The sequence below is a fragment of the Ruegeria sp. BF6 genome, from assembly GCF_056538665.1.
Genome location: NZ_JBQFTN010000001.1, coordinates 310,925 through 323,717, shown reverse-complemented (window position 1 = coordinate 323,717; position 12,793 = coordinate 310,925). Strand labels below are relative to the sequence as shown.

The following is a 12,793-nucleotide window of genomic DNA, read 5'->3' as shown; positions in this document are numbered from 1 at the left end:
ACCGGCTTCTATAGCCACACAATAAAATGCCAAAAAAAACGCCCGCACGAAGCGGGCGTTAAGTTATTGAGGCAGGTTTCATACAGGCAAGAAACCTATCGAGCAGTGCACCCTTTATACGCAATTCCCCGCCTTCGTCCAAGCTAAAAGTTTGAAAACAAGAAAAATCATCGGTACGGTGAATCCCAACAAAATAAGGCCAGAGCAGGATTGTTTCCAAAATGCGCCCCGATTTTCTACGACCCGTTCGCCCTGTGATTGCGGGAATCGCTTCTGTTTTTGCCGCCACAATTGCTTATGCAGAATCGGCCCATGGCATAGCTATGTACGGTGACCCTGCCCTACCACCGGATTTTGTGTCTCTGCCCTATGCCAACCCCGAGGCGCCGAAAGGCGGTAAAGTTGTTTTTGGCAATACCGGCGGCTTTAACAGTCTGAACCCCTTTGTACAAAAAGGCACCGTGCCCTGGCAGCTTCGTTTCTGGACGCACGAAAGCCTGATGGGCCGATCCTGGGACGAACCTTTCACTCTTTACGGGTTGTTAGCCGAATCAGTTGAGACCGCTCCTGACCGGTCCTGGGTCGAATTCACCCTGCGCGAAAACGCCCGGTTTTCGGATGGCACCCCGGTAACCGTGGACGATGTTATCTGGTCGTATCAGATACTGGGCACCGAAGGGCACCTTCGTTATCGCGGGCTGTGGGGCAAGATCGACAGCATCGAACAAACCGGCCCGCGCTCGGTACGGATCACCTTCAACGAGCCGGATCGGGAACTGGCCCTGATCACCGGCCTCCGCCCGATTCTGCAGAAAGCGCAGTGGGAGGGGAAGAGTTTTGCCGACGCGGCGCTGCATGATGTCCCGGTCGGATCGGGGCCCTATGTGGTCGGTGACTATGAGGCCGGTCGCTATGTGACCCTGCGCCGGAACCCCGACTATTGGGGGGCCGATATCCCCTTCCGGCGCGGCACCATGAACCTCGATGAGATGCGGATCGAATTCTACGGCGACGGCACAGTCCTGTTCGAGGCGTTCAAGGCTGGCGAACTGACGGCAGTACGGGAATTCAATGCTGACAAATGGGACACGCAGTACAACTTCCCCGCCGTGCAACGCGGCGATGTCATCAAGACCGAGATCCCGCACGGCAAGCCGTCGGGCATGACCGGGTTCGTCATGAACACCCGCAAAGCCCCCTTCGACGATTGGCGTGTGCGCGAGGCGCTGATGTTGGCGTTCAACTTCGAATACATCAACGATACGATCACCGGCGGCACACAACCGCGGATCACCTCATATTTTTCCGGTTCTGATCTGGGTATGCAGCCCGGTCCCGCCACCGGCCGCGTTGCCGAGTTGCTGCAGCCCTATGCCGACGACCTGCCACCCGGCGCACTTGAAGGGTATGCCCTGCCTGTGGGCGACGGCTCGGCCCGCAACCGCACCAATATCCGCAAGGCGAACCAGCTGTTGACCGAGGCGGGCTGGACCGTCCAGGACGGCGTGCTGCGCAATCAGAACGGCGAAGACTTTACCGTCACCGTCCTGCTGCAACAAGGTGATACCGAGGGCCAGACGGCCATCGAAATTTATACCCGTGCGCTTGAAAGGCTCGGGATTCAGGTCGCCGTCGAACAAGTGGACAGTGCCCAGTTTACCGGTCGTAATGCCGAACTTGATTTCGACATGACCTTCTTCCGCCGTGCCATGTCCCTGTCGCCGGGCAATGAACAGCGCCTGTATTGGGGCAGCGAAAACGCCGACACTCCGGGCACGCGCAACCTGATGGGTGTTGCTTCTCCGGCGGTGGACGGGTTGATCGACGCGATGCTGGCATCGGAAAGTCGCGAGGATTTCGTGGCCGCCACCCGCGCCCTGGACCGGGTTCTGACCGCTGGGCGCTATGTCATCCCGATCTGGAATTTCGACGTCGGACGCATCGCTCATGCCAAAGAGCTGAAACAGCCCCAGACCGTGCCAATTTATGGTGATGGGCCGGAGTATATGCCACAGGTTTGGTGGTACGAAGAGTGACCAAATCGGCCGGATCGTTGGCGCGATCGGCCCCATAGCCTCCAACGCGCGGATTGCTCACATCTGCAGGTTAGTATCTTAAGTTGTGTCATGCCAAATGGTCGCACCTTTCGGCGGAATTTGGCACACGCACCAAATACACCCATATATCGTGCAGACATATCTGAAGCCGTCTACATATAGCGGAAACACCCATTTCCAGCTAATGCCCAAAAAATAACCACAAGGGGCTTTACGGATCGCCCCCCAACGATATAGCCTACCCGTGTTTTGGCGCACCGGTTGATCGGATTAATTGTGAAAAATTCGCTAGATAGCTGATCGTTGGACGCGTCAGACCCGAGTTTTGCGGACCGGCCTCCACTCACTCACACCTCAGGTCCGTAGGCCCGTCGCGCGATCAGTGTGGCGGGCCTCTTTAACCTTACGTAAGCCCAAATAAGGTGCGACATTTTGTCATGCACTTGGACCCCTATGCCCTCCGTACGCTGATATGGGGGCCGAGCAGCCGTGAAACCCGAGTTACGGAAGCTGACAAATGTTGAACTGGACTGACCTGACGCAAGACTGGGACGCTATGTACTCTCGTGCTAAACGGCGTTTTCCGAACCTGCGTGATCAGGACAAGGTGCGGCTGAGCAAAGACCGCAAAGGGTTCGAAGCGTATTTGGCCGAACGCCACCACCTGACCGTGAATGAAGCACACGAAGAGCTTGAGGATTTTCTGTTTACCGAAGGCTTGAACCGAGAGTTCAGCCGGTCTTTAAGCAAGTGATGTGACCCAGAGGATCGTTGCATCTTCGTCACTGACCGAAATCACGTTGTGTCCCATGCTACCGTCGTAATACGCGCTGTCTCCCCGACGCATTTCGACGGGTTCGTAGAACTCGGTGTAAAGCTGGACAACCCCTGTCAGCACATAAAGGAACTCTTCGCCATCGTGGCGCACCCAGCCATCAAACTCATCCATTGACCGCGCGCGCACGCGGGCGCGATACGGAAGCATCTGCTTTTTCGTCAGGTTCTCGGCCAGCAGCTCATGTTCATACGTCGTCGTGGGATGCGCGGCCCCTTCGCCCATCCGCGTCACGGACATACGCCCGATTACCTGATCCCGCTGCGGCGGCGTGAACAGTTGCGGCACCGAAATCTCCAACCCGATCGCCAGCTTTTTCAGCGCGTCGTACGTGGGTGACATCTGCCCGTTTTCGATCTTGCTGAGGGTCGAGCGCGCAAGCCCTGCCTGCGAGGCCGCCTGTTCCAGCGTCCAGTTCCGCGCCTTGCGCAATTGGCGCACGCGCGCACCCAGATCGAGCGGTTCAAGCTCGGCGTGGTTGCCCGAGTCCCGCGCAATGCGGATCAGGGAAGGTTGTTCATTGGTGCTCATGCGCAACTCTATAGGCCCAGCCCGTCCCGCTTGCAACGCGCCAAGCACCAAGGTAGCCAGTGGCCATGCTGTCTGTTTTTGATCAGGGGCCGCCCATGGCCTGCCCCGCGCCCTTCAACCTGGCCGCACATGTGCTGCGCCGAACGGATGATGATCCCGATAAGATCGCGCTGTCAGTTCTGCGGTCCGATGGCGCCGAGGACTGGAGCTATCGCGCGCTCAAGTCGGCCATTCTGGGCACCGCCACCGGGTTGCTGCGCGCGGGGCTAAAACCGGGTGACATTGCGCTGATGCGGTTGGGGAACACGGTCGATTTCCCCATTGCCTACCTTGGAGCGATTGCGGCGGGGATCGTGCCTGTCCCGACATCCTCGCAACTGACCGAGCCGGAAACGGCGCGCATGATCGCGGATCTTAAACCAGCCGCCGTTTTGCGGGACCCGGCCGTTGCCTGCGCTCCACATCCACTGCAGATCACGTTGTCCGAATTGACCGCGATGCGGCCCCTGCCCCCAGCCGAGTTTCAAATGGGCGACCCCGAGCGCCTGGCTTATGTCGTCTATACCTCGGGCACGTCCGGCAAGCCGCGCGCAGTGGCCCATGCGCACCGTGCAATCTGGGCACGCCAGATGATGGTGGATGGCTGGTACGGGCTGCGGGATACGGATCGCCTCTGTCATGCCGGTGCATTTAACTGGACCTATACACTAGGCACCGGATTGATGGACCCCTGGACTATCGGCGCGACCGCTTTGATCCCAGAGCCGGGAACCGACCCGGACGCCCTGCCTGCCTTGCTGCGGCGACACCGCGCGACGATCTTTGCCGCCGCCCCTGGCGTGTATCGCAAGCTGCTGAAAACGTCAGAGGACATGCACCTGCCCACGCTCCGCCACGGCCTTTGTGCCGGCGAGAAACTGTCTCGACACCTGCACGCGCAATGGGTCGAGGCGACCGGGACTGAGCTTTACGAAGCCTACGGTATGTCCGAATGTTCCACCTTCATCTCGTCCAACCCGGCCCACCCGGCGCGGGGCGAGTCGCTGGGACAACCACAACCGGGCCGACGGATTGCGATCCTTGGGCCGGATGGTCCGGTGCCGCAGGGACAGGAAGGCACCATCGCCATTCACCGCTCGGATCCCGGCCTGATGCTGACCTATCTGAACGCGCCGGACGAAGCCGAGGCTCGGATGCAGGGCGATTGGTTCCTGACCGGCGATCAGGGTGCCATGGCCGTCGACGGGCAGATCACCTATCTGGGCCGCGACGATGACATGATGAATGCGGGCGGCTATCGCGTTTCTCCGGTCGAGGTCGAGGCCACCTTGTCCAAATTCCCCGGGATTTCACAGGTTGGCGCGGCGGCTGTTGAGGTCAAAGAAGACACATTTGTGATAGCAGCCTTCTATACCGGGCCGGAAAAGCTGGACGACGTTGCCCTGCAAACCTATGTGGAGGCAAATCTGGCGCGGTATAAACAGCCGCGCGCGTTCATTCACCTGCCCGAGCTTCCGACCGGTGGTAATGGCAAACTACTGCGCCGGGCTCTGCCGGCCTATTTCAAGGCGACCACACCATGACCCAGACCGTCAAACTCGACATTATGTCCGATCCGATCTGCCCATGGTGCTATATCGGCAAAACCCATCTGGACAAAGCACTGGCCGCGATTCCGGATCACCCTATGGTGATCGAGTGGCATCCGTTCCAGCTGAACCCCGACATGCCAGATGAAGGCATGGATCGGCGTGAGTATCTGGAGGGAAAATTCGGCGGCAAAGACGGTGCCGTGCGCGCTTATGCTCCGGTGGTTGAGCACGCCGAGAAGGCCGGGCTCAGCATAGATTTCGAAGGCATGAAACGCACCCCCAATACGCTGGACGCCCATCGCCTGATCCACTGGGCCGGGATCGAGGGAAAGCAGAATGATGCCGTGGATGCCCTGTTCGATGCCTATTTCGTGCAGGCCCGCGACATCGGCGACCACGAAGTGCTGGCCGATATCGCTGACAGCATCGGCATGGACGCCGCCGTGGTGCAGAAACTGCTGAAGTCCGATGCCGACCGCGAGGACATCCGCAACCGCGATACCCATTCCCGCCAGATGGGCATCCAATCTGTTCCGACCTTCGTCGTGGCCAATCAACACGCAGTTCCGGGCGCGCAACCGCCGGAAATGTGGGAAAAAGTGATTGGCGAGATCATGTCTCAGCTTGAGGGTTCTCCTGCAAATTAGCACAGAGGTCTGTGCGCTTTGATCCCTAGCGCCACCTGATCTGTCGTGATAGCGCGATCAGGTCAGGAGGACGCAATGACCAATCGCATGTCAAAAGGAGAGTTCATCGCTCTTGTCGCAATGATGTTTGCGACGATTGCGTTTTCCATCGACTCGATGCTGCCTGCCCTGCCCGAGATTGGCGCGCAGCTCAGCCCCGAGGACATTAACCGGGCACAGCTGATCCTGACCTCATTCGTGCTGGGCATGGGGATCGGCACGTTCTTCATGGGTCCGCTGTCGGACGCGTTTGGTCGCAAGCCGGTGATTTATGCCGGCTCAGTTTTGTACATCGTTTCAGCTGCCGTCGCTTGGGCCAGTTCTTCGCTGGAACTACTTTTGATTGCCCGGGTCGCGCAAGGGGTCGGCTGTGCCGCGCCACGCGTGGTCGCCATGGCGATAATCCGGGATTTGTACTCGGGTCGTGAAATGGCGCGGATCGTGTCAATCGCCATGATGATCTTCACGCTGGTTCCTGCTGTGGCGCCGATGCTGGGGGCCGGCATGATCGCCCTCACAGGCTGGCGCGGGATATTCGTCTCGTTCATCCTGTTCTCAGCGATCACCGTGGTCTGGATGGGCCTGCGCCTACCGGAACCTCTGAAGCCTCAGAACCGCAGGCCGCTGCGCCTGCCCCTGATGGTCTCTTCCGCGCGCGAGATGTTCGTGCACCCCACCGTCCGGGTTTCGATTTTCGTGCAAACCCTTTGTCTGGGCATGTTGTTCACCACGCTGACCATGGTGCAACCGGTCTATGACGTGATCCATGACAGCGCTGACAGTTTTCCCTTCTGGTTTGGTTTCGTGGCCCTGATCTCGGGGTCTGCCAGCCTGCTGAACGCGGCCCTGGTGATCCGCGTGGGGATGCGGCGACTGGTAACCTGGGCTTTGGGTGCGCAGATCGTCATCACCATGGGCGTCATTGTTTTGAACTCGGTGCATCTGTCGCCGAACCTGTCCTTTGCGGTGTTCGTCTTCTGGCAGACCTCTATCTTTTTCATGGCAGGCATGACGATGGGCAACCTGAACGCCATCGCCATGGAGCCGATGGGTCATATCGCCGGTATGGCGGCCTCAGTCATCGGTGCGGTCTCGACCGTTCTGGCCGCGGCCATCGCAGCCCCCATAGGGTTGTTGTTCGACGGCTCGTTGACCCCGCTCACCACCGGCATTCTATCAATGAGCGTGATCGGCTTTGGACTGATGCTGCATATGGGCCGGATTGAAAACAGACTACCCGCCTGACCTGTGCAGATTACGCGAATCCCGCTAACCTTCCCTTGATCCGAGAGGAGGTTTCAATGCGTTACGATTACGATCTGGGTTCTCATTCCTGTCCGGTCACCACATCCTCGCCCGAGGCGCAGCTATGGTTTGATCGGGGATTGGTCTGGACCTACGGCTATAACCATGAAGAAGCCGTGGTCTGTTTCCAACGCGCGGCTGAACATGATCCAAACTGCGCCATGGCCCATTGGGGGATCGCCTATTCGGCCGGTCCAAACTACAACCTGCCTTGGGATTTGCTCGATGAAAGCGGGCAGCAAAAGGCGCTTGCGCAGGCCTTTGATGCGGCGCAACAGGCGCTGGCTTTGCTGGACAGCTGCACCCCGGTCGAGCAGGCCCTGATCCGCGCCCTGCCCGCCCGCTACCCGCAGCGTGACCCGGTTGAGGATATGCACAGCTGGGACCACGATTTCGCTGACGCGATGCGCACGGCCTTTGCCGAACAGCCCGATCATCTGGACCTGCGCACCATCTATGTCGAGGCGTTGCTGAATCTGACACCCTGGCAGATGTGGGACCTCAAAACCGGCCAACCTGCCCAAGGCGCCGCCACGCGCGAGGCGCAGAAGGCCTTGGAAGACGCGATGGCCTACGACCCCGCTGCGATGTCTCATCCCGGCCTGCTGCACCTCTATGTGCATCTGATGGAGATGTCGCCAACCCCGGAAAAGGCGCTCAAGGCCGGGGATGTGCTGCGCACGCTGGTTCCCGATGCGGGTCACTTGGTGCATATGCCCACCCATATTGACGTGCTGTGCGGGCATTACCACAACGTTGTTTACTGGAACGAAAAGGCCATCGAGGCCGATCTGAAGTATTACGAGCGCGAAGGCGCCTTCAACATCTATACCGGCTACCGCCAGCACGATTATCACTTCGTCATCTACGGCGCATTGTTCCTTGGGCAGATGGAACCGGCCCTGCGCGCAAATCAGGGCATGTGGGACACCACACCCGAAGACATGCTGCGCGTCGAAAGCCCTCCGATGGCGGATTACTTCGAAAGCTACATGTCGATGGGCCCGCATATCCTGATCCGCTTTGGCCAGTGGGAAGAGGCCAAGGCGTTGGAGATACCATCGGACCCCGACCTCTATCGCACGCTGACGGCGACCATTCACTATGCCCGCGCCATCGCCCATGCCGCCACCGATCAGGTCGTCGAGGCAGAGGCCGAGGAACAGCTGTTCCTTTCCGCAAAGGAATGCGTCCCCGAGACACGCTTGCTGCACAATAATCGTGTTGTTGATCTGCTGGAGATCGCCCGCGAAATGCTGCGCGGAGAGATCGAGTATCGCAAAGGCAACTATGAGATCGCCTATGCCCACCTGCGCCGCTCGGTCGAGTTGGATGACACGTTGCCCTACGACGAACCGTGGGGGTGGATGCAGCCCACCCGCCACGCGCTGGGGGCACTGCTGTATGAACAGGGTCATGTGGCCGAGGCCGAAGCGGTCTATCGTGAGGATCTGGGGTTGGGTGGTATGCTCAGCCGTGCCTCGATCCATCCGGACAATGTCTGGAGCCTCAAGGGCCTGCATGACTGTTTGAAAACGCGTGGTGACACCGTTGAGATTGTGCAGGTAAAACAACGGCTCGATCTGGCACTGGCCCGGGCAGATCGCGCGGTGGGTGCGTCGTGCTTCTGCGCCCAAGCGGCGATGAGGGCCGCCGAATGAGAAACGCCTTTTTGTTGACGGCCCTGCTCTGCGGCCCCGCCCTTGCGGATCGTCAATCCTTTCCTCCGGTCGATCAGGCCGCGCGAGATTCCTCGCTGGTGGCCTTCCGCGATGCGCTGCTGGCCGAGGTGGCCGCAAGGGATACCGATGCCGTGGTCGCGGCGGCCTGTCCCGACATCTACCTGAGCCACGGAGGAAATGGTGGTCCAGAAGAGTTGCGCGCCAATCTGATCCTGGATCCGGAAACCCTGTCGGAAGAGAACCGAAAAGACGCGGATGCCTTACGCGAAGCCTATTGGTTGGATCTGGAAAACACCCTCTCCCAGCCCGGCTATTTCGATGACGAGGGCGAGTTCTGGATGCCGCATCAGTGGCAAATCACCCTGCCCGTTTCACTGGACCCGTTCATGGCCTATTTCGTCACTGGATCAGATGTGGCCTTGCGGCAGTCGGCAGATCGCGACGCACCGACCTTGGGCCTCATCAGCCACGAGGTCGCGATCATCCGCGATTTTCAGGACGGCTCGGACTATCAACGGGTGCTGCTGACCGATGGGACCCAAGGCTACATGCACCGTGACTACTTGTGGCCGATGACAGGCCACCGCGCCGCGTTCGTGAAATCGGACGCGGGCGCATGGCAGTTGTGCACCTTTGTCAGCGGAGACTAGGCTTTGGCCTTTTTCTTCTCGGCCATCAGCTTTTCAGCCAGATCCCGAGCGATTGCGAAGGCCCCTTTGATCTTGTCGCTGTCCTTCTTCCAGTCACGGCGCACGACGATCTTGTTGTCCTTTACCTTGGCCAGTCCGCGCTGGTTCTGGATAAACTCGACCAGCCCCTGAGGCGATGCGAACTTGTCATTGTGGAACTGGATCGTTGCACCTTTCGGCCCACCGTCCAGCTTGGCAATGCCCGCCCGCTTGCACATGGCCTTGATGCGGACGACCAGCATCAGGGTATTCACCTCTTTCGGCAGGGTACCGAAGCGGTCGATCAGTTCGGCCGCAAAGCCTTCCAGCTCAACTTTGGTCGAAAGCGACGACAGGCGGCGATAGAGACCCAGACGCACGTCCAGATCGGGCACGTAGTCCTCGGGGATCAGAACCGGCACACCCAGATTGATCTGCGGTGCCCATTGGTCATCCGCGTCGGAAAGCCCTTCCATCTCACCGGCTTTGATCTTGGCAATCGCCTCTTCCAGCATCGACTGGTAGAGTTCATAGCCCACGTCGCGCATCTGGCCCGACTGTTCCTCGCCCAGCAGGTTGCCTGCTCCGCGAATATCCAGATCCTGCGATGCCAGCGTGAACCCGGCCCCAAGCGTATCCAATGAGCCCAGAACCCGCAGCCGTTTCTCGGCTGTGGCGGTCAGCTTTTGGCGCGGCTTGGTGGTCAAATAGGCATAAGCGCGGGTTTTCGACCGCCCCACCCGGCCACGTATCTGGTAGAGTTGCGCCAGACCGAACATATCCGCCCGGTGCACAACCATCGTGTTGGCGGTCGGGATGTCCAGCCCGCTTTCCACAATCGTCGTTGCCAGCAGCACGTCATACTTGCCGTCGTAGAAAGCATTCATTCGGTCGTCGAGTTCCCCCGCCGCCATCTGCCCATGCGCGACCATATAGGTGAGTTCCGGCAGTTGGTCTTTCAGGAATTCCTCGATTTCGGGCAGATCCGAGATGCGCGGCACCACATAGAAACTTTGTCCGCCGCGATAATGCTCGCGCAGCAGAGCCTCGCGAATGGTGACTGCGTCGAACTCGCTGACATAAGTCCGAATGGCAAGGCGGTCGATGGGCGGTGTGCCGATAATCGACAGGTCTCGCACACCAGTCAGGGACAATTGCAGCGTCCGCGGTATCGGCGTGGCGGTCAGGGTCAGGACGTGAACATCCGAACGCAGCTGCTTCAGACGTTCCTTGTGACCGACGCCGAAATGCTGTTCCTCGTCGATTATCAGCAGGCCCAGATTGTTGAACCGTATCCCCTTAGCCAACAGCGCATGGGTGCCGATCACGATATCGACCGTGCCGCGCGCCAGCCCGTCGCGGGTTTGCTGCGCCTCTTTGGCAGAGACAAATCTCGACAGCTGGCGCACTTCCAGCGGGAAACCCCGAAACCGTTCCTTGAATGATGCCGCGTGCTGTCGAGCCAACAGCGTGGTCGGCGCTACAACCGCGACCTGAACGCCGGACATGGCGGCGACAAAGGCCGCACGCATAGCAACCTCGGTTTTGCCAAAGCCCACATCACCGCAGATCAGACGATCCATCGGCGCGCCAGAGTGCATGTCCTCTATCACCTCTGCGATAGCGCGCAGCTGGTCGTCGGTTTCCTGATACGGGAAGCGTGCGCTGAACTCCTCCCACGCGTGCGGAGGCGGGTCCATGACCGGAGCCTTGCGCAAAGCACGCTCAGCTGCGATGCGGATCAGCTTGTCCGCCATCTCGCGGATGCGCTCTTTCAGCTTCGCCTTCTTGGCCTGCCATGCACCGCCGCCCAAGCGGTCCAGCAGACCTTCGTCATGGCCGTATTTCGACAGCAGTTCTATGTTTTCAACCGGCAGGTACAGTTTGGCCTGCTCGGCATATTCCAGCAGCAGGCATTCGTGCGCAGCACCCGCGGCGGTGACGACCTCCATCCCCATATAGCGCCCGATGCCGTGATCTACATGCACCACCAGATCACCGGGGCTGAGCGATTGGGTTTCGGTCAGGAAATTCTCGGCCTTGCGGCGTTTCTTGGGCTGGCGGATCAGGCGGTCGCCCAGCACATCCTGCTCGGCGATGACCGTCAAGTCAGGCGTTTCGAACCCATGCTCCAGCGCCCAGACGGCCAGATGCAGCCCGCGTTTGCCGATGCGGGTGCCGTCCGAAACCGGGATTGCCTCGGCCAGACCTTCATCCTCGATCAGACCGGTCAAACGTTCGCGCGCGCCCTCAGAGTAGGACGCGATCAACACCGGTCCCTTGCCCATCTTGTCGGTAATATGGCTTGCCAGCGCACCAAACAGGCTGATGCTTTCCTGTTGCCGCTCGGGCGCAAAGTTTCGTCCGATCCTGCCGCCCGCATCGATTACTCCAGGACCGCTGGCCTGTGGCAGAGGGCTGAACTGCAGCACCCGCCGGTCACCCACTGCCTGCTCCCACGCGGCGTCGTCCAGATACAGCAATCCGGGCGGTGTCGGCTTATACACAGTATCCATGCGCGACCGGTTTTCCAGTGCCAGCCGCCGGGTTTCATACTGATCGGCAATCGTATCCCAGCGCGCAAGCCGAGCGGGCGTGACCTGATCGTCAACGGTAATCGTGGCATCCGGCAGGTAATCGAACAGGGTTTCAAGTTTCTCATGAAAGAACGGCAGCCAGTGCTCGATGCCCTGATGCTTGCGGCCCGCGCTGACGGCCTCGTATAGCGGATCATCCGTGCCCGCAGCACCAAATTCGATGCGGTAATTCTGTCGGAAACGGGTGATGGCTGCCTCATCCAGAATAACCTCAGAGACCGGAGCCAGTTCCACCACGTCCAGTTTCTCGGTCGTGCGCTGCGAAACAGGATCGAACCGACGCGCGCCGTCCAGAACATCACCGAACAGATCCAGGCGCACGGGACCAGATTCGCCCGGCGGGAAGATGTCGATAATCCCACCCCGAATGGCATAATCACCGGGTTCCATCACCGTCGGGCTTTGCGTGAAACCCATCCGCACCAGAAAGCTCCGCAGCGCGGTTTCATCAACGCGGTGGTCCACGCGCGCGGTAAACGCAGCCTCTCGCAGCACATCACGCGCGGGCACTCGTTGGGTGGCTGCGTTCAGCGTGGTCAACAGCACGAACCGGTCCGGCATCTGATGCACCAGCGCCGCCAGCGTCGCTACGCGGGCTGCTGCGATATCCGCATTGGGCGACACCCGATCATAAGGCAAACAATCCCAGCCCGGGAACACAAAGACAGGCATGTCCGGCGCAAAGAAGGCCAGCGCGGCCCGCATAGCCTCCATCCGCTTGTCATCACGCGCGACATGGGCCACGGGCCCGCCGGAACGCGCGATCTCGTTCAGGACAAGCTGCGCGTCAAACCCCTCGGGGGCGCCGCCAACAGTTACGTGGTTCGGAGCCGTCATCGC

The 12,793-nt window shown here is 59.9% G+C and carries 9 protein-coding genes; 7 read left to right on the top strand and 2 right to left on the bottom strand.

Annotated elements, in window-relative coordinates; translation table 11 throughout:
• Nucleotides 1–221 precede the first annotated feature (221 nt).
• A complete protein-coding gene (locus ACR0IM_RS01630; protein ID WP_480680629.1) occupies nucleotides 222–2,036 on the top strand; it encodes an extracellular solute-binding protein in 1,815 nt (604 codons plus the stop codon).
• A 538-nt stretch (nucleotides 2,037–2,574) separates the two neighbouring features.
• On the top strand, nucleotides 2,575–2,811 hold the full coding sequence (locus ACR0IM_RS01625) for a hypothetical protein (RefSeq protein WP_170325112.1): 237 nt from the start codon (nucleotides 2,575–2,577) through the stop codon (nucleotides 2,809–2,811).
• On the opposite strand, the gene ACR0IM_RS01620 is transcribed toward ACR0IM_RS01625, so the two are convergent.
• Nucleotides 2,800–3,423: a helix-turn-helix domain-containing protein gene (locus tag ACR0IM_RS01620; RefSeq protein ID WP_480640279.1), complete on the bottom strand. Its 624-nt coding sequence runs from the start codon at nucleotides 3,421–3,423 to the stop codon at nucleotides 2,800–2,802. The two genes, ACR0IM_RS01625 and ACR0IM_RS01620, sit on opposite strands and share 12 nt — an antisense overlap.
• Before the next feature lie 65 nt (nucleotides 3,424–3,488).
• Here ACR0IM_RS01620 and ACR0IM_RS01615 point away from each other — a divergent pair, with 65 nt between their 5' ends.
• The 5 genes from ACR0IM_RS01615 to ACR0IM_RS01595 all read left to right on the top strand — a co-directional run bounded on the left by ACR0IM_RS01615 (nucleotide 3,489) and on the right by ACR0IM_RS01595 (nucleotide 9,338).
• Nucleotides 3,489–5,006 (top strand): class I adenylate-forming enzyme family protein, encoded by a 1,518-nt coding sequence (locus ACR0IM_RS01615; RefSeq protein WP_480680628.1) that lies wholly within the window; start codon nucleotides 3,489–3,491, stop codon nucleotides 5,004–5,006.
• Complete coding sequence (locus ACR0IM_RS01610; protein ID WP_480680627.1) at nucleotides 5,003–5,662, top strand: DsbA family oxidoreductase; 660 nt, start codon at nucleotides 5,003–5,005, stop codon at nucleotides 5,660–5,662. The genes ACR0IM_RS01615 and ACR0IM_RS01610 overlap by 4 nt, the downstream gene beginning before the upstream one ends.
• Nucleotides 5,663–5,737: 75 nt before the next feature.
• On the top strand, nucleotides 5,738–6,946 hold the full coding sequence (locus ACR0IM_RS01605; RefSeq protein ID WP_480640276.1) for a multidrug effflux MFS transporter: 1,209 nt from the start codon (nucleotides 5,738–5,740) through the stop codon (nucleotides 6,944–6,946).
• A 56-nt stretch (nucleotides 6,947–7,002) separates the two neighbouring features.
• Complete coding sequence (locus tag ACR0IM_RS01600; RefSeq protein ID WP_480640275.1) at nucleotides 7,003–8,667, top strand: hypothetical protein; 1,665 nt, start codon at nucleotides 7,003–7,005, stop codon at nucleotides 8,665–8,667.
• Nucleotides 8,664–9,338, top strand: coding sequence for an SH3 domain-containing protein (locus ACR0IM_RS01595; protein WP_480589297.1), 675 nt, complete (start codon nucleotides 8,664–8,666; stop codon nucleotides 9,336–9,338). Before ACR0IM_RS01600 ends, ACR0IM_RS01595 begins: the two co-directional genes overlap by 4 nt.
• Here the strand turns inward: ACR0IM_RS01595 and mfd are convergent.
• Nucleotides 9,335–12,790: a transcription-repair coupling factor gene (gene mfd / locus ACR0IM_RS01590; RefSeq protein ID WP_480680626.1), complete on the bottom strand. Its 3,456-nt coding sequence runs from the start codon at nucleotides 12,788–12,790 to the stop codon at nucleotides 9,335–9,337. The genes ACR0IM_RS01595 and mfd overlap by 4 nt on opposite strands.
• Between the last annotated feature and the right edge of the window lie 3 nt (nucleotides 12,791–12,793).